This is a genomic window from Ureibacillus aquaedulcis, assembly GCF_030418165.1.
Taxonomy (GTDB): domain Bacteria; phylum Bacillota; class Bacilli; order Bacillales_A; family Planococcaceae; genus Ureibacillus; species Ureibacillus aquaedulcis.
Map to the genome: position 1 here is coordinate 20,152 of NZ_JAUHTQ010000009.1, position 24,211 is coordinate 44,362.

30 protein-coding genes are annotated in these 24,211 nt (G+C 38.6%); 6 read left to right on the plus strand and 24 right to left on the minus strand.

Annotated elements, in window-relative coordinates:
* Nucleotides 1-47 precede the first annotated feature (47 nt).
* From QYB95_RS12440 to QYB95_RS12460, 5 genes are all read right to left on the minus strand, one after another.
* On the minus strand, nucleotides 48-503 hold the full coding sequence (locus QYB95_RS12440; protein ID WP_301138653.1) for a helix-turn-helix domain-containing protein: 456 nt from the start codon (nucleotides 501-503) through the stop codon (nucleotides 48-50).
* Between the two features lie 160 nt (nucleotides 504-663).
* Nucleotides 664-972, minus strand: a complete 309-nt coding sequence (locus QYB95_RS12445; RefSeq protein WP_301138654.1) for a putative quinol monooxygenase — start codon at nucleotides 970-972, stop codon at nucleotides 664-666.
* Nucleotides 973-1,076: 104 nt separating this feature from the next.
* On the minus strand, nucleotides 1,077-1,298 hold the full coding sequence (locus QYB95_RS12450) for a hypothetical protein (protein WP_301138655.1): 222 nt from the start codon (nucleotides 1,296-1,298) through the stop codon (nucleotides 1,077-1,079).
* Nucleotides 1,299-1,380: 82 nt separating this feature from the next.
* On the minus strand, nucleotides 1,381-1,794 hold the full coding sequence (locus QYB95_RS12455) for an NUDIX hydrolase (protein WP_301138656.1): 414 nt from the start codon (nucleotides 1,792-1,794) through the stop codon (nucleotides 1,381-1,383).
* 193 nt (nucleotides 1,795-1,987) lie between these two features.
* The gene (locus QYB95_RS12460; RefSeq protein WP_301138657.1) at nucleotides 1,988-2,398 is read right to left on the minus strand and encodes a DUF6188 family protein; all 411 of its coding nucleotides are present in this window, start codon (nucleotides 2,396-2,398) and stop codon (nucleotides 1,988-1,990) included.
* Nucleotides 2,399-2,882: 484 nt separating this feature from the next.
* On the opposite strand from QYB95_RS12460, the gene QYB95_RS12465 reads away from it, so the two are divergent.
* Complete coding sequence (locus QYB95_RS12465; protein WP_301138658.1) at nucleotides 2,883-3,686, plus strand: murein transglycosylase; 804 nt, start codon at nucleotides 2,883-2,885, stop codon at nucleotides 3,684-3,686.
* Between the two features lie 96 nt (nucleotides 3,687-3,782).
* On the opposite strand, the gene QYB95_RS12470 is transcribed toward QYB95_RS12465, so the two are convergent.
* Nucleotides 3,783-4,328, minus strand: a complete 546-nt coding sequence (locus tag QYB95_RS12470) for a LysE family translocator (protein ID WP_345783719.1) — start codon at nucleotides 4,326-4,328, stop codon at nucleotides 3,783-3,785.
* Between the two features lie 171 nt (nucleotides 4,329-4,499).
* On the opposite strand from QYB95_RS12470, the gene QYB95_RS12475 reads away from it, so the two are divergent.
* A complete protein-coding gene (locus QYB95_RS12475) occupies nucleotides 4,500-5,045 on the plus strand; it encodes a helix-turn-helix domain-containing protein (protein WP_301138659.1) in 546 nt (181 codons plus the stop codon).
* Between the two features lie 68 nt (nucleotides 5,046-5,113).
* Here QYB95_RS12475 and QYB95_RS12480 read toward each other — a convergent pair whose 3' ends face one another.
* The 9 genes from QYB95_RS12480 to QYB95_RS12520 form a co-directional block, all read right to left on the minus strand.
* A complete protein-coding gene (locus QYB95_RS12480) occupies nucleotides 5,114-5,446 on the minus strand; it encodes a zinc ribbon domain-containing protein (RefSeq protein WP_301138660.1) in 333 nt (110 codons plus the stop codon).
* 106 nt (nucleotides 5,447-5,552) lie between these two features.
* The gene (locus QYB95_RS12485; RefSeq protein WP_301138661.1) at nucleotides 5,553-6,005 is read right to left on the minus strand and encodes a GNAT family N-acetyltransferase; all 453 of its coding nucleotides are present in this window, start codon (nucleotides 6,003-6,005) and stop codon (nucleotides 5,553-5,555) included.
* A gap of 135 nt (nucleotides 6,006-6,140) precedes the next feature.
* Nucleotides 6,141-6,773 carry a malonate decarboxylase holo-ACP synthase gene (locus QYB95_RS12490; protein WP_301138662.1) on the minus strand — a complete coding sequence of 211 codons (633 nt, stop codon included), beginning with the start codon at nucleotides 6,771-6,773 and terminating at the stop codon, nucleotides 6,141-6,143.
* Nucleotides 6,764-8,449 carry a biotin-independent malonate decarboxylase subunit beta gene (gene mdcD / locus QYB95_RS12495; RefSeq protein WP_301138663.1) on the minus strand — a complete coding sequence of 562 codons (1,686 nt, stop codon included), beginning with the start codon at nucleotides 8,447-8,449 and terminating at the stop codon, nucleotides 6,764-6,766. The genes QYB95_RS12490 and mdcD overlap by 10 nt, the downstream gene beginning before the upstream one ends.
* Nucleotides 8,430-8,738, minus strand: a complete 309-nt coding sequence (locus tag QYB95_RS12500) for a malonate decarboxylase subunit delta (RefSeq protein WP_301138664.1) — start codon at nucleotides 8,736-8,738, stop codon at nucleotides 8,430-8,432. The genes mdcD and QYB95_RS12500 overlap by 20 nt, the downstream gene beginning before the upstream one ends.
* An 18-nt stretch (nucleotides 8,739-8,756) precedes the next feature.
* Entirely contained in the window at nucleotides 8,757-9,602 is an 846-nt protein-coding gene (locus QYB95_RS12505; protein ID WP_301138665.1) for a triphosphoribosyl-dephospho-CoA synthase, read from the minus strand.
* Between the two features lie 19 nt (nucleotides 9,603-9,621).
* Nucleotides 9,622-11,280, minus strand: coding sequence for a malonate decarboxylase subunit alpha (mdcA, locus tag QYB95_RS12510; protein ID WP_301138666.1), 1,659 nt, complete (start codon nucleotides 11,278-11,280; stop codon nucleotides 9,622-9,624).
* A gap of 15 nt (nucleotides 11,281-11,295) precedes the next feature.
* Nucleotides 11,296-12,216: a malonate decarboxylase subunit epsilon gene (mdcH, locus tag QYB95_RS12515; RefSeq protein ID WP_301138667.1), complete on the minus strand. Its 921-nt coding sequence runs from the start codon at nucleotides 12,214-12,216 to the stop codon at nucleotides 11,296-11,298.
* Nucleotides 12,217-12,231: 15 nt separating this feature from the next.
* Entirely contained in the window at nucleotides 12,232-12,885 is a 654-nt protein-coding gene (locus QYB95_RS12520; protein WP_301138668.1) for a GntR family transcriptional regulator, read from the minus strand.
* A gap of 234 nt (nucleotides 12,886-13,119) precedes the next feature.
* On the opposite strand from QYB95_RS12520, the gene madL reads away from it, so the two are divergent.
* Both madL and madM read left to right on the plus strand, forming a co-directional pair.
* Nucleotides 13,120-13,524, plus strand: coding sequence for a malonate transporter subunit MadL (gene madL / locus QYB95_RS12525; protein ID WP_301138669.1), 405 nt, complete (start codon nucleotides 13,120-13,122; stop codon nucleotides 13,522-13,524).
* Complete coding sequence (gene madM / locus QYB95_RS12530) at nucleotides 13,517-14,278, plus strand: malonate transporter subunit MadM (RefSeq protein ID WP_301138670.1); 762 nt, start codon at nucleotides 13,517-13,519, stop codon at nucleotides 14,276-14,278. Before madL ends, madM begins: the two co-directional genes overlap by 8 nt.
* A gap of 196 nt (nucleotides 14,279-14,474) precedes the next feature.
* On the opposite strand, the gene QYB95_RS12535 is transcribed toward madM, so the two are convergent.
* From QYB95_RS12535 to QYB95_RS12560, 6 genes are all read right to left on the minus strand, one after another.
* Nucleotides 14,475-16,238: a methyl-accepting chemotaxis protein gene (locus QYB95_RS12535; RefSeq protein ID WP_301138671.1), complete on the minus strand. Its 1,764-nt coding sequence runs from the start codon at nucleotides 16,236-16,238 to the stop codon at nucleotides 14,475-14,477.
* 245 nt (nucleotides 16,239-16,483) lie between these two features.
* Complete coding sequence (locus QYB95_RS12540; protein WP_301138672.1) at nucleotides 16,484-17,344, minus strand: aminoglycoside phosphotransferase family protein; 861 nt, start codon at nucleotides 17,342-17,344, stop codon at nucleotides 16,484-16,486.
* A gap of 159 nt (nucleotides 17,345-17,503) precedes the next feature.
* The gene (locus QYB95_RS12545; protein WP_301138673.1) at nucleotides 17,504-17,992 is read right to left on the minus strand and encodes a DinB family protein; all 489 of its coding nucleotides are present in this window, start codon (nucleotides 17,990-17,992) and stop codon (nucleotides 17,504-17,506) included.
* A gap of 5 nt (nucleotides 17,993-17,997) precedes the next feature.
* On the minus strand, nucleotides 17,998-18,348 hold the full coding sequence (locus QYB95_RS12550; RefSeq protein ID WP_301138674.1) for a YdcF family protein: 351 nt from the start codon (nucleotides 18,346-18,348) through the stop codon (nucleotides 17,998-18,000).
* A 129-nt stretch (nucleotides 18,349-18,477) separates the two neighbouring features.
* Nucleotides 18,478-18,957 carry an NUDIX hydrolase gene (locus QYB95_RS12555; RefSeq protein ID WP_301138675.1) on the minus strand — a complete coding sequence of 160 codons (480 nt, stop codon included), beginning with the start codon at nucleotides 18,955-18,957 and terminating at the stop codon, nucleotides 18,478-18,480.
* Between the two features lie 25 nt (nucleotides 18,958-18,982).
* The gene (locus QYB95_RS12560) at nucleotides 18,983-19,882 is read right to left on the minus strand and encodes a PhzF family phenazine biosynthesis isomerase (protein ID WP_301138676.1); all 900 of its coding nucleotides are present in this window, start codon (nucleotides 19,880-19,882) and stop codon (nucleotides 18,983-18,985) included.
* 218 nt (nucleotides 19,883-20,100) lie between these two features.
* Here QYB95_RS12560 and QYB95_RS12565 point away from each other — a divergent pair, with 218 nt between their 5' ends.
* The gene (locus QYB95_RS12565; RefSeq protein ID WP_301138677.1) at nucleotides 20,101-20,766 is read left to right on the plus strand and encodes a phospholipid phosphatase; all 666 of its coding nucleotides are present in this window, start codon (nucleotides 20,101-20,103) and stop codon (nucleotides 20,764-20,766) included.
* Nucleotides 20,767-20,813: 47 nt separating this feature from the next.
* Here the strand turns inward: QYB95_RS12565 and uvsE are convergent, their stop codons facing one another.
* The 3 genes from uvsE to QYB95_RS12580 all read right to left on the minus strand — a co-directional run bounded on the left by uvsE (nucleotide 20,814) and on the right by QYB95_RS12580 (nucleotide 22,756).
* Nucleotides 20,814-21,779: a UV DNA damage repair endonuclease UvsE gene (uvsE, locus tag QYB95_RS12570; protein ID WP_301138678.1), complete on the minus strand. Its 966-nt coding sequence runs from the start codon at nucleotides 21,777-21,779 to the stop codon at nucleotides 20,814-20,816.
* Nucleotides 21,780-21,914: 135 nt separating this feature from the next.
* A complete protein-coding gene (locus QYB95_RS12575; RefSeq protein WP_301138679.1) occupies nucleotides 21,915-22,358 on the minus strand; it encodes an SRPBCC family protein in 444 nt (147 codons plus the stop codon).
* Nucleotides 22,359-22,435: 77 nt separating this feature from the next.
* Nucleotides 22,436-22,756 (minus strand): hypothetical protein, encoded by a 321-nt coding sequence (locus tag QYB95_RS12580; RefSeq protein ID WP_301138680.1) that lies wholly within the window; start codon nucleotides 22,754-22,756, stop codon nucleotides 22,436-22,438.
* A gap of 139 nt (nucleotides 22,757-22,895) precedes the next feature.
* Here QYB95_RS12580 and QYB95_RS12585 point away from each other — a divergent pair, with 139 nt between their 5' ends.
* The gene (locus tag QYB95_RS12585; RefSeq protein WP_301138681.1) at nucleotides 22,896-24,143 is read left to right on the plus strand and encodes an erythromycin esterase family protein; all 1,248 of its coding nucleotides are present in this window, start codon (nucleotides 22,896-22,898) and stop codon (nucleotides 24,141-24,143) included.
* Nucleotides 24,144-24,211: the final 68 nt, after the last annotated feature.

Consider the following 24,211-nt stretch of genomic DNA (forward strand, 5'->3'; position numbering starts at 1 on the left):
CTCCCCCTTCTCTACGAATCATTCTGTCCAAATTACCGAAACTTTTCTTATTTAGGTGGATTTAATTCATCTAAACGCTTCAAAGCTTCTTCTTTTTCAAACGAGCTAAACCAGCGATAGTTATTTTCATCCAAAATACGATAGTGATTGCTAATCACATTTTGCTGTAATCGGAAATTGCCTTTCTCAACAATTTCTTTCCACCAAAACATCCCACCCATCGTTTTTTCCTTCGGCGTGTCTTCGCTATTATTCGCAATTAACCGGATAAGATAGATTGGTTTATCGCCAATGACCGATAACAACAATTCACTATCATTAAACAGGGCACAAAATGCTATAACAGTCGTCCAATTCGCCGGTGTTCTGCCTTTTTCGATTTGTACAAGCGTCTTTTTGGAGATTCCCAGCATTTCAGCCATTTTATCTTGTGAAAAGCCTTGCTCCGTTCTAACAAGTTTCATTCTATCGGATATTAATCTGATAAATTTTTCTTTTTCCAAGTAGCAACACTTCCTTATAGTGTAATTTTACACTATTTATATTTGTTTCAACAACTTAATTCATCCAATTTAAGAGGTGGGGACAATTAAAAAAGAACATAACCACTAACTGTTATGTCCTTTCTACGAGAGCCAACACATTCCAAGTCTATTAAAAAGGCTAAGAAACGCCCTTCCCGCCCACTGCTTTTAAGGTACTGATTCTTTCCATTCCTGTTATGATGGGTTTTGCTCGCTGTATTAACTTTTGTGTAGCCTCTAGCGTTAGGGATGCTTGGTGTGCCTCTTCATTGCTCCAGACTTCATAGACATAAACTGAATCCGGTTCATTATCGGCAATATTTACGAGATAGATCTCACATTCCTCAAGGTCAGCCATTGATTCTGCAGCTTCGAGCAAAATATTCACCATTATGTTTTGTTCACCAGCTAGCACCGTAAACTTCCCAAACAAACTAAATTTGCTCATTTCGTCCTCCAACATTTTGACTTATGAGTATTGTTTCTACATACAGGCTGCATTAACCTTTGTATCGCAAATATATACGATAATTGTTGTTATTCTTAGAATTTCTATTTCCTATTATGGTATATCAACAGAAGCGAGAAGATAATTAAAAATAAAAATCCCACAAATGACAGGATATCTGCCATTAGCACAATAAATTGCTCTAGTGTATTGGCTCCGCCTCCACTGAATACTCCCGTTATAGCGGAGCCCAGAATCGGACTATTTAGCAATGCCAGTACGGCACTTCCGATTAAACAATAAAGTAATCTCGAGTTTTTAGTCAATGTGAAAACACCTCCTTATGCTATTTTAATAAGGAACAGCAAAGAAGGTTACTCAATAAGGATAAAGTTGATTGCTTTACCCTCACATAATATTCAAAAGGGATTCCTTTAAAATGTCCCGATCCTCAGTGAAAGTAAGTTCTAAATCTTGTATTTCATCTATAGTTTTCCATGCAATCTCATAAATCAAATTATCAGGATCCTGAATAGCCATAGCTCCACCCACTTGTTTGACCAAAAAATAATGGACTTCAATGGAGATATTCGCTTTATCATATCGCGCCTTTTTCACTTGAAGTTCACTCAGAATCTCAACCTTATACCCGGTTTCCTCCTCTATTTCCCTAATACAGCATTCCTCGAAGGTTTCATTGTTTTTCCTTCCACCAGAAGGGATTGACCAAGTTTTCTTTTCATCGGGCTTCCCCTGCAAAACCATTAGAAGTTGCCCTTTTTCATTGATACAAACACCTGAGGAGCCATGCCATTCCAACATATCAAATTCACTCCTTTTCCACTTATCTCCCGGTACATTTCTAAATTGATAATTAACTTAATTCCACAAAAAAGAGCGTTAATCCTTTTTGAATTAACGCTCTTAAAAACATAAGGGAGAATTATGCACACACCCTTTTTTTATATATTCTAGGTAGTAATTGCTTCTTTAATTCTAAAAGGCGAAGTTCCATCTAATCCGAATAAGAGCCACCCGGTAAAGTAAACACATAGAACCCATTATCTCCTCGCAACTGCCATCCTTCAAAATAATTGCTGTCATGAAATAGTTCAAGATATATACTGTCTTCAAATTCAACCACTAAATCTGAAATCTCTTCATAATGGTATATCTTCGTGATTCTTTTCCCCATTAGAATTTTTTCAACATTTTTATGCGAGTACTCCCCTGGTGCCTGCAGATAATCCGACTGCCCAATTGCCACTTCACTGGAAACTCTCAATCTCCATGGGCATTCTACGTTTAAATCTCCCCATTCAAAAGAAATGCCAAAAGGATAATTTTTTTCTGCGTTTACCTCCGTAAGCTTTTGGTCAATAAAATAACTAAAATCTAGTTTACTTAGTTTTTTGTCCATACTCATCCCTATTCCTGCTTGTGTCCCACCCACGTCTAATACCAGGGACCGCGTTAGTTTTAGTTACAACTATTTACTCTACCAGATATACTTAATCAGTCGAATCAACAATCTTGGTATTAACATCAGGATGTTCCAAAGTACTTCTATTAAAATTGTACTCCCAATCTCATATAGAAAATCTTTAAAAACCTGCCAACCCCTCTTCTTTCTTTTTTTCATTTTCATCTTCCCTCTCCCAACGTTTTAATCTTTACTGCCCCTTCTGGAAATGCTATATGTAAATTAGTTCAATACTCTTGCGTTGCATGATGAACATGTTCTCCAACAATATACCAAATAAGTGCTGCCTATCTTATTACTGAAGCAAGGCCCGGTTAGATCCATTCATTAATGTGGAGCGACTTTCGATTGAAGTTCCCTGCACCCTTAGTAAGTATTGATTTTCTTTGAATTATTATACAAATCATATCATTGAGGAGAAGGAAAAATGCGAAAATTACTCATTGTTTTACTCGCTGTCCCGGTTTTCTTTTTACTTATCATAGGTCTAGTTTTGTTTGACTATATCTATTTTCCATTAATCAGCTCCAAAGCCGAAGCAGCTGCTGAAAGATATCTAGAAAAGAAATATGAAGAGGAGTTTATTATTGATGAATCTAGCTTCTCTAAACCGCTGGGTGATGATATGGGTACTTACAGAATCGATTCTCATCCTTCAAAAAACCCAAAACTTACTGTTCGGATAACAGTTGATGAAGATATGGAGCCGGTTTCCGACAACTACCTAGACATGAAATGGCGGGAGGAGCTCAACAAACTCTTTGGTCCAGTTTACAAAGAATTGTATGGGTCTGCAGAAAAGTATTCATTTATGGTCAATGTCTCTTTTCCACCTAAGGCATATGTGAAATACAATATCTCGAACAATTATAAGGAAATACTTAAGGAAGACCATGAAGGAATTGGCAATATCATATTTGCCAATGTACTTCTTACACCCTCCAAGAATATGAAACTTCAATTAGAGAAAGCTTACAATTTGATACAGTACCTGAAGAAACAAGAATTAGAGTATTTCACCATTAATATTGATTACTTCAATGAAAAACTTGAAAATGAAATCTCGGAAAACGACAAAAGCCTTGATTACTCAAGCTTTTTAAATAAACATCTCCAAAACAGGGACTATGTTTTTAACTTTTCTTATGATTCTAGATATGAAGGAGATAAACAGAAGCTCGAAGATATAAAATCCGCCAAGGACTTGGAACAATACTTGCGAAGCTTATAATCAGCTTACTAGCTGTCACGATTTCCAGAAAAAAGACCTGTAAAAGGCAATCATTGAATTGCCTTTTACAGGATACAATTTAACTCTACTCTCTATTTAGTTTTTTTGCGTAAAGAGTAGTTTAACCCCAAAACCAATAAGTACAATACCTGTTAGTTTTTCCAGATAGTTTTGAACATTTGCTGACATTAGCCACTCGCGAATATAGTTCAAACAGAAGACATAGAAGACAAACCATAGAACGGATAGTAACGAATAAATGCTTCCCATAACCAGAAGTTCAGTCATTGCATTATCTTGTGAACTAACAAATTGAGGTAGGAACGTGATGAAAAAGACTGCAACCTTTGGGTTAAGCAGGTTTGATAGAAAGCCCTCTTTGAATGGCGACCCTTTCGTATTGCGATCATTTTCAGTTAAATCGTCAGGGCTTTTACGAGATATCAGTGATTGAACGCCTAAATAGATTAAATAGATAGCCCCGACCCACTTCAAAATAGAAAAGGCGACTGCCGATTGCAGAACCAAAGCTGATAAACCCAGCGTGGCGGCTAGAGTATGGCCAAGTGATCCTGCCGTAATCCCTAAGGCCATTTGCAAACCATCTTTCTTGCCGCCAGAAATTGTTTGTTTTGTAATCAACGCTGTGTCCCCCTGGACTCATCACAACAAATAAGGTCATTAGAATAAACGAAATCATTTTTCCACCCCAATTAATTGTTTAATTACACTTAATATGTTAAATTAAATTTAACACTTAATAGATATTTAGACAATTCATTTTTGTAATTTCAAATTTATTGGGGGCTAATTATGAGTCTATCCTTTGTTGGAGTAAAAATTGAACAATACCGTAAAAACTCTGGTTTTTCGCTTAGAGAATTAGCGATGAAGGCGGACATCACCCCATCCATGCTAAGTCAAATCGAAAAAGGCCATACCAATCCTTCTATCCAGACCTTAAAATCGCTCGCAAAGGTGTTGGATGTTCCGGTATTTACATTTTTGATGGACGAAGTGGATACAAGAGAGCTTGTAGTGAGAAGTGAACAACGTAAGCAGATCGCGATTGATGGTTTGGAATATGAGCTGATTTCCCCTGACTTTACGAGCCAATTAGCAACTGCCATCATGCATTTAAAACCGGGGACATCCTCTTCCGACTCACCAATGTCACATAAAGGAGAAGAAGTAGCATTTATACTAAAGGGACCGATACAATTATCGCTTTTAGGAGACGAGTATACTTTAAAAACTGGTGATAGTGTAAAAATTCCCGCACAAGCCTTACATATGTGGCACAACCCAACCGATGAGCAAGTCAGTATTCTCTTTTCAGTTACACCACCTTCTTTTTAGGTTTAAAAGTTTCGAATAAAATAATCCAACTCGAAAGATTTTCAAGCTGGATTCATATCAAGCAAATACTAGTTTGTTTGTGGATTAGGAAGCCCACAATAACTGCAAAAGTTATCTTTAACGCCTATTACTTTTTCACACTGATTACATCGTTTATAGTCATCACTGCTTAATTTAATGTAGTCGATGTTTTCTTCGCCATCCTCACTCATTGTTGCAGCAACTTGAGTGGGTTTTTGACTTTGTTTCTTTTTTGCATTTTCTTTGCTTGGTGCACTTGAATCACTTGTGCCCTTTGCACTTGCAGCACTTGTTTCATTTTTGGCAGATTTGTTGGTTTTTATGGTCCAAATAATACTAACTGCAAAAAAAAGCAATATTATTATTTCAAGTGTTCCCATAACTCAATTCGTCATCCTCGTTGGCATTTATTTCTTAGGATGCTGTTTTTGCGTTGTAATTATTCGTTTCTAATTTGTGTATGTATCATAATCGTTATACGTTGACTTATAAGTCCTTGGCTAAGCGAATCATGTCTCTGCACTGTAGACCATTCTCAAAAATTTCTTCGCTATAATGCTTGATAAAAAAATCAAATTCAATACCAACAATTCGAAAGCCACATTTCTGATATAAAGCTAATTGACCAATACTTGAATTGCCGGTACCAATTTCAATGGTTTTATAGCCTCTTGACATGGCAACTTGGATTGCATCCTTTATTAACAATTTTCCTACACCTCTACCTTGCAGCCCTTCATGTACTGCTATATTCACTATCTCAACTGTTTTGGGCCTTGTTGGCAGCAATACATAAACTCCAACAACTTGTTGATCCCTTTCGGCTACAAAACAATCGCCCCTATCAATATATCCCTCAACTATCTCTTTTAAAGGATCAGCTAACAACAGCAACTCCATTGGGACTTTTTCATTTTGATCCAGTTTTCTTATTTTCATTATTGTTCCCCCTTTATAATTTGCTATTTCGTTCATTTTATCAGTTTTTTTGATTTAGCATCCCACCTCCTTCATTAAAATAAAAAAGAAAAGAGGTGCCCCTAAGAGCACTTCTTTTCCTATCCTATTCCCTATTCAACTATTAACTCCGAGCTTAATTTGGTTGTCAACCATTGTACATAAATGTGGACCGAACTTTGTTTTTACAATAAAGCCAGTTTCCGAGTGCTTCAGATAATCATTAAGTAAAAACGCACCCAACTCAGGAATTTCAACTTGTACATCAATACGTCGATCCAAGCCCTCTAGGAAATTGCCTATATTCATTAATACTCCATTGTCTACTTGATTTAGATAGAGGCAAATATCAATGTCGCTATTGGGGGTTGTAACCTGAATTGAAGTAGTAATTTCAAAACCTACACTTCCAGTTGGACCCCATACCAGATTGTACTTTTCAAATTCATTTTTCATACTGCTTAATGCGGAGTAATAAATACGATCATTAAACTCATCAATACGATTCACTAAAGAAACTGGTGATATCACCCGTACAATATTACTTTCGTGAATAAATGCCCCGTATCGCTGTTCTCTCATTTGACCCCGCAACCCAATTGGGACGGTTTTGTTCGTGATTGGCATTCTTCTAACGACACCAAAATTTTTAGCCGCTGGTGCATCTTTCACCCAGTTCGGAGGGGCTATTGAGTTTTCAATGTCATTGATTGATGCAAATTGAACGATATCATGAACTTTTATCTCCATTGTTGCTCAATCATTTCACGAACTTGTATGGATGCCTTTCTACCCGAAGATTGAGCGATATCTGATTTTAATCGGCACGATAAGTCTCGATTGTTATCATTTTTAATGTCGTTATAAGCTTCGGAAATGGCATTAACCAATTGATCCTTATCATCAGAATTTGGTTCTTTCGCATTTACACCCTCAAGTAATTTGAAAAGTGCTCCAAGTTTTTTAAATGAACCAATATCATAGGCCATTGAAGGTACTTCTTTAGCAGCTTCATCAAGCTCTTCAATTGTTCGTTGCGTAATAAGTGCAGCTGATTTCTTCGACATTACATGGACATTTACTCCGTCATCATTTAGTGCGATTAATCGATTTGCCTGCATGCCATGTGACAGGAATGCACCCGAAATGGCATTTCCCACCAGTGCAGCTACAATCGGATGACCGCTTAATCTTGCTGTTGCATAGGCATCAACAGCAGCTGAACAAGCTAAGTAGATGCCAAATAACTCTTCGTGATAACCGAATGCTTGGCTAGGTACATCAACGATTGGGATAATTAAACGTTTTTCAGTTGAGTTTTTATCCTCTTCAATTGCCTGGCGCACATATTTTGCAATTGTCCATCCTTCCAATAAGCCCACTTCTCCGTTACGCGCACGGTAATAGATGTTCTCAGGGTTTGGAACTACAGCAATCAATCGGGCTTTTACCCCCGAGATTACTGTATCTGCTACCAATACAGATGGAACTTCACTGATAGAAGGCTGGCCATTAGCTAGCAATTCAAACCATTTACTTCCTGTAGTATTTACAGCTTCGGTTGGAGCAGATAAATCTATATTCACATTCACTTGATTTGTATTTAAATATTCTTTTGCTTGTTGTGGCGTCACTTTTTCTTGCACATCTAATGACTTGAACAATGATAGGTAATAATCAACCTGTTTTGTACGGTGCTTTAGTTGAATTTCTCCATTCCAAATGCTTAGTATTGCTTCTTTATAATTCGGAATATCATCCTCAACGAGGATATCTGCAAGTCCTGATTCATACCGCATTGCCCCGCCGATCATTTGCCAAATCAATTGTTTATTTCGCGGATCAAGCTCACGCAAGCCTGCTTCTTGCTGGACAACTTCCGGTCCATTCATTCCTAAACGTCCCTCACGTGTCATGATTAACGCACTGCATAATCCTGCAGTTAAGGACATTCCGCCAAATGACCCTACTTTACCAGGAATAATCCCGACTACCGGAACAAATTCGCGTAACGCTACGATAGCTGCACTAATCTCAGCAATTGACAACAAGCCATAGTTCGCTTCCTGGAGACGTACACCGCCCGTATCATAGATAATGATTGGGTTGATTTTATTGCCTTTTTCACATTCTCTAATCAGTTTTTCGAGTGTACCGGCTAATTTTGCGCCCGAAACTTCACCGATTCCGCCGCCTTGGAAGTTCCCTTCGATGGAAATAATGACAGTTTGTTGTCCATTCAAGGTACCATTTACAATAATCATGCCATCATCAAATTGCGGCACAATGTTTTGTGCAACTAGATGAGGGGACTCCAACCCATCAAAAGGACTTAAAATTTCATAAGCGCTCCCCTTATCCAATAATTGAAATGCTCGTTCGCGTGCCAAGCTTTCTACCAGACTCTCAGTTATGATTTGTGCCATTTGTGCTCACCTCCACTGCTTGTGCTAATCGAATTGATACAACCCCGGGTGTTGCTCCAAAATCATTGATTCTGATTCGTGCCGAAACATCATTTTGACTAACAAACCGTTCGATTACTTTTTTCCATGTGTCTTGGAAGCCAGTTATACCTGTTCGAATTTCAACTACTGTTTTGTTCTCATCTGTCGGTTCAACCAAAATTTCCAAATCTCCAGATCCTACAACACCAACATGAGCTGGTTGTTCTACTGTTTTTGATGCTGGAAATGAATAAATTAATTTTTCCACAATAGCGCTCCCCCTTGATTAATGAATTGTAGCAAATTGCATTTTTTCTGATAATGTCATCTGGCAAACTTTATATAAGTAAATGGTTGCTGCAAGTAAATCCGCGCTTCCTCCAGGTGATAAGCGCCGTTTTTTAAATTCTTCATTCATTGTTTGAAGTTCATTTAAGTCTCCGCTTTCCAGGACTATGCCTGCATACTGTTTCGCATAATCCAGACCTTCTATCCCACCACGATGCAGTAAACAGGTGTCATCCAAATTGGCCATCAGTGCCAGGAATGAGCGAAGCTTCGCAACTTCATAGCCAAAGTTGTTTAAGGAAGATTTGAAGATTGGCAAGCTAATCTCACGAATATGCGGAAATGCCAATTGCGCTTCTACTTTGGCACCGTTAACGCCGTATCTGTTAATCGCTTTTATCCCATTTGTTATTTGGGAAGGGATAAATCGATCTTCAAATTTTGCAATCTCCCCTGCAGTAAAGCAGAGTACTAGTTCACCACACGCTTCTTTGTGACTTGCTGCTGCAGCTGTTAATAACCCAAGCGACCAAATAGCTCCTTTATGTGTATTGACACCATTTGTCACTTGGTACATTGCCTTTTCTCCCCTACGTCCAATCTCACCGATTTTTTCACGAAGATACTGGGATGGCTTTTCTCTGTAGGCGACCCTCGCCATTTCGTAAAAGGTGTTATGGAGGCAGTTTGCTGATTTCACCATCATGGAATAGTTCAAATCCTCATGGGAGCCTTGGTCCTTCTGGTCAACCAATCCCGGTTTAGGCGTAAGGGATACTTCTTCAATAAGTGAGGCTACTGCTAAATCTGCCAAAGTAGATGAAAAAATGTGTGCTTCTTGCAATCCCCTTTCCTCCTTTTCCTTACCAGCTACGGAATTTTGCTGGCGGCGTATACAAACCACCCGACCATTGAACAAGTTCATCTATATTTTTGGCAGCTAGTAGAGAGCGTTTCGCATCCGAACGGCGTATGCCCAAATCCTCCGGCAGTGCAATCATTCCTTTTTCGCGTAAACGTTCAGTCGTTTTTGGATTATGCTCCATGCCAATTGGTGTAATCCCTGCTACAGAGGCAATCATTTCCCGTCTTTCCGCCATACTATCCGATTTATATAGATAAGCGATTCCTTCCTCTGTTACGATGTGCGTTACATCTTCTCCGTAAATCATAACTGGTGCGACCGCTAATTTTGCCTGGTCTTTCACACTGATTGCATCAAGTGATTCTACAAATACCGGCTTATTTGCTTCCTGGAATGTTTCTGCCACTTGTACAACCAGCTTCTGACCACGCGCCAACGGATCATCCGAAGTCTTCAAGTCGAACCATGCATCAGTTGAATGTCGGCGTCCACCTGGATTATGTCCCATATTCGGTGCTCCACCATACCCTGCTACACGTCCTCTTGTTACCGTAGAGGAGTTTCCTAATCCATCCATTTGCAGAGTTGATCCGATAAATAAGTCAACAGCATACTGACCAGCAAGTTGTGCCAATGTACGATTTGAACGCATGCTGCCATCTTTTCCTGTAAAGAAAATATCCCTTCTTGCTTCCACATACTTCTCCATTCCAAGCTCTCCACCAAAGGCATAGACACTTTCTACCCATCCCGCTTCGATAGCCGGGATTAGTGTTGGATGAGGATTCAGTACCCAGTTTGTACAAATTTTCCCCTTAAGTCCCAAAGATTCACCATACGTAGGCAATAGTAATTCAACAGCAGCGGTATTAAAGCCGATACCATGGTTCAGTGATTTTACACCGTGTTTTTCGTAGATGCCCCGAATGATCATCATTGCCTGCAGAATTTGAATATCTGTAATATGTCGTGGATCTCTTGTAAACAACGGTTCAAGCTCATACGGCTGATCTGCTACAACAATAAAATCTACCCATGAACTTGGAATGTCTACGCGAGGCAATTCATCGACAATTTCATTTACCTGAGCAATGACGATGCCATCACGGAAAGCTGCAGCTTCCACTAATGTCGGTGTTTCTTCAGTGTTCGGACCAGTATATAGATTCCCACTGCTATCCGCTTTATCTGCAGCAACTAATGCTACATTAGGAATTAAATCTATAAATAATCGCCCATAAAGCTCTATATACGTATGCAAGTCTCCGAGTTCTATTTTCCCGTCTTCAATCATCTGTGAGATTCGAAGACTTTGTGGACCAGCATAGGAAAAATCGATTTTTCTAGCGATGCCATATTCAAAAACATCCAAGTGTTCCGGCCTTGAAATACTGGACATAATCATATGCAGATCATGAACCTTTTTCGGGTCGATTTGCACCAAAGATTGGGATAGGAAAGAAGCTTGCTTTTGATTATTCCCTTCGAGTACAACACGATCTCCTGTTTTGATCAATCGCTCAAGTACCTCTACAATTCGGTCGGTCGGAATTATTACACCATCAACCAATCCCTTTACACTGTCCACTCTTTCTTTTTTTGCTTCAACTCTAGTTGTCCATGATTTAGTTGTTTCTTCCACTTTTTTCACAACCATTTTACACACCCCTATTTATGAATTTGACATTACATAGAAACAATCCTCAATGCTATATTTAGAAATAGGCATTGTTCGAACTTCCGAGAATGCCTGTTGTGCCAACTTACTTAATACATCACCCGGCGGCATTTCGATAAAAATTTGTGTACCGGATTCATAAAGCAAATTCACTGCATCATGCCAGCGTACCGGATTACAAATGCTTTTTGCCAAATCTTCCTTTACTGCATCCGCTTGCATTAATAACCTTGAAGTAATATTACTGGATATCGGAATTTTCGGTCTCTTTAAATCAAGTCTATTTAACTCTTTCAACAGCTCTTCGCTCACATGATCGAATAAAGGACAGTGAGAAGGTGTGGATACATTTAATAACTGAGCGGACGTTGCTCCATGATCCTTCACATAGTCTACTATTTTTTGTAGACCTGTTAGGGAACCCGATAGTGTGACTTGTGTTGGAGCATTTCGATTCGAAACATATACTGGTTCACTGTCAAGGAAATGCTTGTTAACTATTTCGGATAGCTGATATTCATCCAAACCTAGTACAACAGCCATTCCATACCCTTCGCCACATGTCTTTTCCATTAGTTCCCCACGTAAAGTTACTAACTTCAAAGCCTCTTCAAATGTAATCACTCCAGAGGCAGTTGCAGCCCCAAATGCGCCAACAGAATGACCAGCCACGTAATTCGGGATTAGTCCATTCTTTTCAAATATTCTATACGTAGCTACAGAAGCAATTAGTAAACATTGCTGTACCGCCTTTGTTGTTGAAAGCGCTTTTTTACTATGCAGTGAATCGATCTGTGTGTTCAAAATTTCGCTGCTTTCTTCTAAAACTTCTTTAACAACGGGTTCATCAGGTAGATTATGTAGCATCCCTTCGTACTGAGAACCTTGACCTGGGAAGAGAAAAGCACTTCTCAATGTTATCTCTCCTTTCTAGAAAACTGTTTTACTGACATTGAAAATTACGTTTTCTGTATGGTGACGCAGCAGTTCAATAAATTCATCTATTTCGTTTCGTTTTAGATATTCATAGATTTTCCGGTGTTCCTCTTTCGATTTTTCAATCGTTTCTGTTTGCGAGAAGTGGATGCCTTGAATTCTTAATAACGGAAAACTAATTTTGCTATAAACCCCTTCCAACACAGAACTTTCACTGAATTTTATAATTGTGTAGTGGAAAGCATAGTTCAATTGCACATATTGAGATTGATTTGTACATTTCTCCATCTCTTTTAACAAACTTTTCAGTTCATCCAGTAAATCTTTCTTTTTATGTGGCTGATCTATTCTTTTTGCTGAAAGAAGTTCGATATTATTTCTGACATCCAATAAATCTTGAATTTCTGATAAAGTATATCCTTTAACAAAAGCGCCTTTTCTAGGTATTCTTTCAATCAATCCTTCTGTGGCAAGCATATAGATCGCTTCTCTAATCGGAGAACGACTAGTGCTAAACATTTCTGCATATGCGCCTTCAACTATTTTATCTCCAGGCTTCAACTCTCCATTTAAGATTTGCTCCAGAATTTTTTCTGCCACAATTCTCGATAATGCATTATCTAACGGATAGTTTAAAAAAAATTCCATTCAAACCACATCCTTAAGTACTGATTCAACCAAATAAAACGGTCGACTGTATACATAAATAATAAAACAGATAATTCTAAATTTCAATCGATTTTTACCGTTTTTTCTGCTTTACGGAAAATTTTTAGTTGATTTATATATTTTTATATTTTATGATGTTCACAGAATACAGTCGACTGAAAATTCTTTCAGTTCACTACTATACTAATACTTGATAAAGGGGTGTCGAGTTTTATGGTGATTTATGGGGTTGCTATTCTAGCGGGGTGTTTTTTAGTAGGCACAGTTGTCGGGGAATTGATAGGGGCAGTAATGGGAGTAGATTCAAATGTTGGTGGCGTAGGGGTCGCTATGCTACTTTTAATCATTGTGGTTGATAAGCTTGTAAAGTCTGGGAAAATAGCAAAAGCCTCTCTGGACGGTTTAAGTTTTTGGAATCAGATGTATATACCGGTTGTTATCGCAATGGCAGCAAGCCAAAACGTATTGGGTGCTTTAACTGGCGGTCCATTGGCAATAATTGCCGGAATCGCAGTTGTAGTGATTAGCTGGGCATGTGTGCCTCTTCTAAGCGGGAAACAAAAAGAAAAAGAATCTTCGTATTCCAATGCAGCTATAAGGGGTGAAGCGGATGCTTGATATGATTAAAAACGTTTTTGTAGATAATGGACTAGTTACAGCATTCTTGGTTGTCGGACTAACGATGTGGATCGCTTACTTTATTTCAGGCAAATTAACAAAAGGCAGAATTCATGGTTCTGCTATTGCGATTGTACTGGGGCTGGTTTTAGCATATATCGGTGGAGTGGTAACAGAAGGTACAAAAGGAATTTCCGACATTAGTTTCATGGCAGGAATGGGTTTTCTGGGCGGAAGTATGCTGCGTGATTTTGCCATTGTAGCAACTTCTTTCGGAGCAAACTTCGATGAAATTAAAAAGGCCGGCTTCCGAGGAGTAATTTCCCTATTCCTGGGTGTAGTCCTGTCATTTGCTATCGGTGCTATATTCGCTTTCATGTTTGGATACAGAAATTCAGTAGATATTGCCACAATTGGTGCTGGAACTGCAACATATATTGTAGGACCTGTAACGGGTGCTGCGCTAGGGGCAAGTTCAGAGGTAATAGCAATAAGTATTGCTGCAGGATTAGTTAAGTCTGTATTAGTGATGGTTGGAACACCATTTATCGCAAAATATATTGGCTTAAATAATCCAATGACTGCCATGGTTTATGGCGGTTTAATGGGAACAACATCCGGTGTAGCTGGAGGTCTTGCTGCTACCGATGCAAAATTAGTTCCTTATGGTGCCGTTACTGCAACGTTCTATACAGGATTAGGCTGTTTGCTGGCTCCGACGGTTTTGTTCTTAGTAACAGATTTAATTTTTTAATAGAACTCTATTTGTCTTTAAAGTCGGTTTGTAAAACAAATCGACTTTTATTTTATTACATGCTTTTCAATCAGCCTTGTCTCCCCTTTATCAATGCCTTTCCAATAGAGGGAAAATAGTTTTTATAGGTAATAAAAAGGATACCATAGCTAAGCCATAGTACCCTCCTATCATAATTTGGAATCTTAATTCCTATCTAGGCAAGCTTGAATTGTTGAATTAAATCATTTAGTTCCTTGGCCAGGATTGCCAGCTCCTCTGAACTTGCCGCTACTTCTTCCATGGAGCTGCTTGTTTGTTGAGTAGAGGCCGAGGTTTGTTCCACGCCCGCTGCTGATTCTTCTGAAATGGATGCAATTTCCTCTATAGAGGAATTCATCTGCTGGCTTGTCGATTTAATCATCGTTAAACTATCGCTAACCGTTTGGATATTATCAACCATCACTTTAACAGAATCGGAGATTTTTTCGAATGTCTCGCCCGTTGTTTTAAGTTGATGGGTCCCCTTTTCTACCTCTGTATAGCCGCTTTGTAATGCATTCGCTACCTCCGAAGAATCCGTTTGAATTTTTCCAACGATATGCGTAATATCCGAAACAGAATTCGCTACCTGTTCCGCAAGTTTTCTCACTTCTTCCGCAACTACCGCAAAGCCTCTCCCCTGTTCTCCAGCACGGGCTGCTTCAATCGCAGCATTCAAGGCAAGCAAGTTCGTTTGTTCTGCTACCTCTTTAATTACCGTTACTAATTTAGAAATTTCATTTGATTGGACATCCAATTGTTGAACCTTTAGAACAGAGTCATGGACAATTCTGTCTATATTCCCCATCTGTTCAATCGATTGAAGCATTAGCTGAGAACCGCCTTCTGTCAATCGCAATACTTCATAGGATGATTGATGGATTCTTTCGCCATTCTCATTGGCTTCCTCAACCTTCTCTACATAAGTCCCCATAGCAGAAGAAAGATCGGATGCATGACTTGCCTGTGACTCTGTGCCAAAAGCAATTTCCTCCATCGTTTTAGCCACTTGTTCCGCGCCTATTTTCACCTCATTTGCCGATTGCGTCAGTTCCTCACTATGACCTGTAATCATTTGAGAAGCTTGCGAAATGTTTTGAATCATGGAACTTAACTTACTTTGCAAGCTATTTAAGCCACTAGCCAGCTGCCCTGTCTCATCCTTGGATGTGATTTCAAGTGGATTGCGTGTTAAATCCCCTTCTGCAATATATTCCATCTGTTCCGTTACTTTTTTGATAGGGTTTGAAACGTGATTTGCAAACAGCCATATGATCAAAACCCCAATCACAAGTGTAATCCCCATGATGATTAGGTTTAATTGGAGTATTTCATTGGCTGGTTGGTTATAATCGACCAGATAAGAACCTGCAACTACTACCCAGCCCCACTCGGGGAAAGCTTTTGAGTAAGTTACTTTTTCCTCAATTATTTCTTGGTCACCGGGAAGTGGAAAATAATAATATGTAAATCCCCCGCCACTTAATCCTTTTTCTATAAATTCCTGTGCATAAGTTTTACCGTTTATATCTTCTTTATCCCAAAGGTTAGTTCCCTCGCTATTGGGGTGAGCAACCATATTTCCTTCACTATCAGAAACAAAAACATATCCGTTTTCGCCCAGGTCAAAATTTTTGTTGATTGGTCTTGTTTTATCTTCCTGCATTTCCCCCAGGATGGAGATTTTTACTTTTTCCTTTGCCTCATCTAATGAAATGTCTCCATTTTCAACTTGTTCATTTAACACAGTCATTAATTCGATTGTGTGTTGAACACTATTTTTCAAATTCGTCTGACCAAGTTCATTTAGGCTATCACTACTCTTCTGATAGCTGAAAATACCCAGAATAACTAATGGAATCGTCAGTAGCAATATAGAAACAGTTAATAGCTTTAGTTTGATTGATCTAGCAAAAAAACCTTTTCCCTTGGATTTCATCTATAACATCCCCACTATTTCAATATAATTTTTCTCTATTTCCAACCTTTTATGCTAAAATAATCCAACTTATTCTTTTCCCGATTATATTCCTACTAGACTAAAAATTCAATAGATTATATTAATAATTGATAGTATTTTTGAGACGAAAGACCTCCTACTATTTTAATAGAATAAATAAAAATAGCGCCTCTACAGAAGGTAGAAACGCTTTGCTTTATAGTTTATCTACTAAGACTTTTCAACTATAGGAAACCTTTTAATCTGGCAAGATTTTCTTCAAGAAAAAGAGCATTCTTCTCGATTCCACGGCGTTTGCACCAACCTACACTGTTAAAGGCATCTGTAAAAAGATAAAAAGGCAAGACAACTTCCAAATCGATTAAAGGCCTGATGCTTTGATAGCCTTTTTTAAAGGCTGCATATAAAGTCGGGCTGTGGCATAAAAAATCACGGTATAGTTTAGTAAAATCAATGTCTGTTGAACCAAATCGGACGCTTTCAAAATCAATCATGCCAGAAACCCGATCCCCATTAATAATAATATTTGCCGGTCGAAAATCCATATGTACAAAGCTTGGGCCATCTGGAGAAGGTATGCGTTGTTTCATGGCTTCATATTTCTCAATAGCTTGATTATATAAACGTTCATCTACTACCTCTTTAACATCCTCGGCAAAGCTATAAAATTGTTTTTCTATAAATTGGGACCAGTATGGAAATTCATCTTCTATACCGGATAATATTTTCCCCTTTGGCGGCTGTATGCTATGCATTGTTGCTTGAAGAACCCCGACTTGAAATGCGGCTGTTGGTGAAACGTCAGTTGTTAACGGTTTCCCTTTCAGCTCAGACAATACAAAAGCACCCGGACATTCTTCATCACCAGAGCAACAATCCAGCATTTCGGGAATGGCTACACGCCCTTTTAAAATTTCATAAGCTTCCAATTCTCGCTGATACTTCAATTTTGTATAAGGAATTTTTAAAAATATATTCTCACCGTTATGTAAGGTACATTTATAAACGGTTGAACTATGTGAATCTTCTACCTCATTCATAGATGCTACCCGCAACCCAAGTTGTTCGATGACACGATTTAACAACAAGCATCCCCCTAAGACTCTTATTAGTGATTCAACAAGAAAAGTTAATCCCAACTAACCCATAATATTTCGTATAAAATCAACATTCCACCTATTTAAAACATAAAAAAGAATTTGTCGCAGCGCATGCAACAAATCCATTTTTACTTTTAGCAGAAATTATAACCCCAGCTTTTCTTTAACTTCTTTAATTTGCAATATATGACGCATTTCATGGTAGCCAACAAACGGAATCCATTGTTTCAAGCTCATCTGTCCAAAAACCGGATGAGGGAATCCCTTTACTTTCAATACTTCCTTATCTGCTTCTTCCTCAATGTTCAGCAGTTTTTGATGTGTCATATTCAACTTCTTTTTCAACTCTTCCAATGTGGCAAAATCATTGCTTGGTTTCGTATATTTCGGAGCATCTATCTTTACTTCACGGTTTATAGCAGCTTCAATCGGCTTGATTTCAGCATTCACCACTTCGCCGTTTTCTAATTTACCTTGGATTGTTTTCGCTATGGCACCTTCCATTAAATATAAGTGTTCTACGATCTGCTTTATTGACCACTGATCATCGGAGGGTTTTTTATTCAAGTTGTCAGCTGAAATTCCGTCAATCTCATTAAATAATTCTTGTCGTGCTTTTTCATTTATTTGCATCTTCGTCATCCTCTAAGTTCAGACTTGACGATATCCTCCGGGTTCACATTTTTTTTAATTGCATAATCCCTTGCTACCTCTGACTCGGCAAACCTGTCTCCCTTTCCCTTGCCACCAGTAAAGAAGATTTTATCTACATATCCATTCTCATATAGCCAAATAGAATGATTGACTCTTTCCCGCAAAACAGGCGATGGTTCATCTTCCCAAGCCGCAGCGCCAAGCACCACAGCTACATCCGCCTTTACTAATTCGATCCTCTTACTAAAAGACCAAATATTAACTGCTGAATAAATCATAAAAAGAAGTATAATGCCGATAACGATGGAGCTAAACCTGAACCAAGTTTTTTTCAACTCATCCCCACCTTGCTTTAGAAGTTGCTTTAAGTATAGTGTGTCGTCTTTTTCAGGACCAAACCTCTTTAACTATTCATCTACATCGAAAACTACTCTTCATACTTCCAAAGTAGTAAAGTATCCAATTCACCAATTCTTCTTGCCTAAGTGTTCCTTGTTAGCAAACTCAATATATTCTTTTATAATCGGAAAGTCTGGTGGACTTATATTGGAAGGAAGTTCGTTCACATGGAAGAATTTCAATCCTTGAACTTCCCCGTCTTCTTTTCTTAGTAGCCCTTGATAATCCTTGCATATGTAAGCTGCTACAACATTATATACCTCATCCCCGTGAGGATATTTATAATAGAATTTCTCACCAGAATAGATATTGAATAATGTTAAGCTGTTGGCAATTAGCCCGGTTTCTTCAAACAGTTCCCTATGAGCTGCTTGCTCTAAAGACTCCCCCAGATCCATTGAGCCACCAGCTAATCCCCAGCAATTATTATCCTCACGAAGCTGTAATAGCAGCCTATACTCCTCATCTATTAAAATGACACATGCTCCAGCCATAATAAGAGGACGGCTTCCTACCATCTTTCTTAAGTCCCTGATATAGCCCATAAATCACCCAACCAATTAAGTTTTTTTACCCTTCCAATAGAACATTCATCTCTTTAACATAAACTGCATTCCCTGTTATCTGGATATCAAATGATGCTTCACTTCTTTGGACATGTACGACAACGCGACCATCCTTCTTAATTTCATGACCTTGCTCAACTATAAGATCCAGCGGTTCCATCAAATTTTTTTTTATGTATTTTGCATAAAATGCGCCCATTACGCCAGAGGCTGTACCCGTTACAGCATCCTCAATCGTTCCTGAATATGGTGAAGAGAAGTGTCGGGCATGCATATCCGCATTGGGGTCATACGTTTCCATACAAAAAGGATGAACAGAAGCTTTGGGCATTTCCTTCAAGATTTCTGGAAACATCTTATTATTAGGCTTCATTTTTTCAAAAGAATCAAGTTGTTTGATGGGTACCAGCAGGGTCCAAGTACCTGTACTTCCATAAAGTATCGGATAATGAGCATGAAGATCGGATTCTTTTAATCCGATTGAATTCGCCAACGCCTCTCTCGAACCTGTAAACTCCTTAAACTCGGGAGAAGCCTGTTTCATTGTGATAAGTATTTTATCATCAACAGATGTATTAATTTTAACCGGAAGAATACCCGCCTTTGTTTCAATTGTTATATCTGTTTTGTTTCCCAATAAGCCTTTACTTTTCAGAGCATAGATAGTAGCCATGGTTCCATGACCACATAAATTCATTTCATGACCCGGAGTAAAATACCGTATTCTGATATCCGCAACATCCGAATTAATTGCAAAAGCAGTCTCATTAAAGCCAACTTTGAAAGCAATTTCCTGCATTTCCACATCCGTCAATTCCTCTCCAGGCAACACTACTCCTGCAGGATTCCCCTTATTCGGTTCCCCGCTAAAAGCGTCATAATGATAAACTGTTATCGATTTCATATCCTAATCCTCCTAGGTATCTCTCATTATTTTACCATTAATTTCTAATTGTTGATAAACAAAAACACCTTGTTGATTGAATATTGATTGAATATTCAATAATTTATATCTCCTCACAGACCTAGTTGTCAATCTAAATCGGACAAAAAATAGATATTTCTCCCACCATCAGTTGTATTTGAATCAAAACGGGTAACAATAGAGAAAGGAGTGATTCCGTGAATACATTTATTTACTTCCTTCTTGCTTTTGGATATGTCGTTCTTTTAGTATGGGGGCTGATTCTGTCAAAAAAGAATATGTGGAATCTGACCAATGTGCTTTTGCTCGTTATTATTGGACTTATTTATGATAATTTCATCATTGCAGCAGGGAGATTTATCGGTGAAGGACAACTACTGGAAGGGTTAAATTATGCGCGATTTTGGTTACATGCCCTTTTCACGCCTACACTAGTTCTGTTTGCTTTTGGTATTTGTTCAAAACTTGGTTTACCTTGGGCCAAGAAGACATTCTGGAAAGTCATCTTCGGTTTGATAACGTTGGCGTTAATTCTTTATGAACTCTTTACTTCGGCCATTGGACTAAATTTGAGGACCAGGAAGGAAAATGGCCTCCTAAGCTATGAAAGTGTTGAGTCGGCTGGTCCAATCATGGTGATTTTGGTTACAGTAGTACTTGTCATTGTGGGAATCATTTTACTTAAAAATTTCCATTTCCCTTGGCTATTGATTGGGACACTTGTAATGATAGGCGGCAGTATATTAGGCATCTGGATTAAGAACTTTCCACTTACGAATATACTGGAATTTCTATTAATCCTTTCATTACTTTTGACGAAGCAGTTCCAAGTTAGACTGTCGGAAATATCGACCACTGATTAAAAAAGAGTCGTCTCTACTATTTGGGACGACTCTTTTCTATCCTTGTTCTATTTTAAATAGAATGAGGATCCATCAATCACTTCAACATCTTCTCTTTTTTTAATTTCACTCATTAAAGTAAAGAGTGCTTCGTCCTTCTTTTTGGCCTCAATCATACAATCGATTTGCGGGATTGTCCCTTTGATTTCCTTCAAAAACTTAAAGAACATATTCACATCCACATAATCGGCGTGATGACGGAATTCGGCTTCACTTTTTGGACTTGAAATATGCATTTTGATTGGCAGCGGGGAATCACTCCACGTTCCTAGGACACGGTCCCAATTCTCTTCCCAGTGTTCATTTTGATGGTGGGCAAGATGGTGATGATAGTCAAACACAAGCGGAATCCCCAATTTTTCACATAAATAGAGCGTATCGTCCAGTGTAAAGGATTTATCATCATTTTCAAGCAGTATCATTTTTTGGATGCCTGCTGGAACATCCCCCCAATTATCTATAAAACTCTCCAACGATTTCTCGGGTTCCATGTATTTTCCTCCTACATGGAGCACACAACGATGTGCAGGATTAATATTCATACCTTTGAGCAACAAATAGTGCATTTTCAAGTTTTTTATCGAGCTAGTGAATACTTCCCTTTTGTCAGAATTCAGAACGACAAAATGATCTGGATGGAAGTCGATTCTCATGTTATTTTTTGTTGCATATTCCCCTACTTCTTGCAGCTTTTCTTTAAGCGGCCTCATATAATTCCAATCAAGAAGTGCTTCATGGTTGGCCAGTGGTATTAGTCTGGAAGTCAGGCGATAGAAATGAACTTCATTAAAAAAGTTATTTTTCAGCAGTCTGTGCGTATTTTCTAAATTTTTAAGTGCAATCTGCTCCAATTTGCGGATTGCCGCTTCACGATCTTCGATTTTTTGAAATTGGGCAAAAGTCATGGTTTGGGATGGCGAAGCATTCTTGAGTTCCATGCTCATCGCAACATAGCCTAGTCTTATAATTGTCATCTTTCCACCTCAAATTTAGTATGTGGAGAAATGATGTTAGTAACCATGTATATCGCGGGATATGTCCAGAAATCAGAACGCAATAAAAGGAAAAAGCCTAGCAAATTCGCTAAGCTGTTCGTACTATTTAGCTAACTAATGGATCAAAGAAGCCCTTAAATTATTTATGCCATTTTCCAAATATGCCTTCAAACAAGTTAATGTATAAACCCAGCCTTCTTTTTGCCCGAGCATTTTGTTCATTACTTCTGGGTCAGTTTCATTCAGTCCCGATTCATTTACTTCTATAACGGTATTTTCAGAATCCAACTCATTTAGTGAAATGGTCACGATTGTTCCTTCACCCGATTCATCGCCCCATGAAAAGACGATTTTCTTGGCCTGTTGGATTTCCAATACATGAATGGTGCCTTCTGCATTGTATTCATCATATCGTAAAGTAATCGTCTTCCCTTGTTCCCATCTGTCGGAACTCGATGAGAACCAGTAATTTCCGATTTTTTCTGGGTTCACTATGGCTTCAAACACTTCATTGGCTGACTTACTTATTTGAAGTTTCGTTGTTATTTTTGTATTCATGACAAATCATCTCCCGTTTAATAAATAAGTGGTTCTATAGTATTTTTCGTTTTTTCAAAAAGGATTGATCCTTCAGTTTAAAAGGCATCCGGGACGATATTCCAAATAAGATAAATGACAATGGCTATATGGAATAAAACCCCCGTACACAGAGTACGGATACTGAAGCTTTCAACTATGCGATTTATTAAGTAATATAGCCCAAAAAAGATAAAGCCATAAACGACAGGTAACCCTACGCTGTAAAATAATTTGCTTGAATCCGAAATATCTCCCGGTGGTGTATCAGCTGCAGTAAATAAAATGCCGCCAATTAACAGGGATAAAAATAGCTCAACAAAATAAGTAATTATACTGGCAATTAGAAAATAGGCACCTGGAACAATAGCTTGTTTCAACGAAAAACCTCCTTACCCCTATCCAAATTATAGCATTTCCTTGCTCAAATAACTTTTTTCCTACATGTAAAAATGCCCTTGGCCGTGTTTCCAAAAGCCTGGCTTGGGTAAGCTAAAGCTAGAAAGGAGTGACATAAAGATGACAAGAAAACTGATTAATGCTATTAAAGAGCAAGCCCTTCCACTCAACGACCAAAGTTTGGACAAGATGCTCAAGGCTATTGGCAATGCCAGAATTGTTATGATTGGTGAAGCATCCCATGGTACATCCGAGTTTTATACAATCCGTGCCGAGTTCTCCAAAAGGCTCATAGAACAAAAAGGCTTTAATGTCATAGCCGTTGAGGGAGATTGGCCTTCTGTTCAGGCTATCAATCGGTATGTAAAAGGCTACGAAAGTGATGATACCACTGCAAAGGAGATTCTCGTAAAATCGTTTAATCGCTGGCCGACCTGGATGTGGGCAAATGAAGAAGTCGAAGCGTTTACGGAGTGGCTAAAGGAGAAAAATACTTCAATGGCTGAAAAGGTTGGGTTTTATGGAATCGACCTTTACAGTCTCTATGAATCCATTGATGAGGTACTTAAATTTTTGTCAGAAAATCCTCAGTACAAAGTTGACTTGGAACATGCAAAAAAGGCCTTTTCCTGTTTCGAACCATACAACAGGATGCCGGAACATTATGCCCTATCCACCGCTCACTTTACAGGTGAATGTATCAGTGAAGTATCCAGCTTGTTGACATCCTTGCGAAGCCATGAAGAACAGTACTCAGATGAACATGAAGAGGACTTAAATGTCATCATGAATGCTCTTGTAGCCAAAAATGCAGAAGCCTATTACCGGGCGATGATGCAGGATGCAAAATCATGGAATACCCGTGACTCGCACATGGTCGAAGCGATTAATGAAATAATGAAGTACCATGGAGAGGATACGAAAATCATCATCTGGGAACATAACACACATATTGGCGATGCTTCCCAAACCGATATGAAGGAAGATGGGCTATTCAATGTCGGACAACTAATGAGAGAGCAATACGGCATGGATAATACTTATGCAATAGGATTCGGTACGTATGAAGGCACAGTAATTGCGGCAGACAGCTGGGGAGATCCAATGGAAGTGATTGAAGTACCGCCTTCCAAACTCAGCACATGGGAAGGACAGCTTCATGCGGCCGGTGCTGAAGACAAAATCCTTCTTTTCAATGAAGAAAACCGTGAGATATTCAATGACTGGATTGGTCACCGAGCTATAGGTGTTGTATATAATCCCGCATTCGAGGCTTACGGGAATTATGTCCCTTCAAGGGTTGGCAGTAGATATGATGCCTTCATTTACATTGATCATACGAATGCTTTGAAGCCATTAAAGGAGTAGATCAAGCCTTTATTCATCCTGTCTTACTGCAATGAAAAGGAGCATTAGCTACTTACTTGAATCCTCAT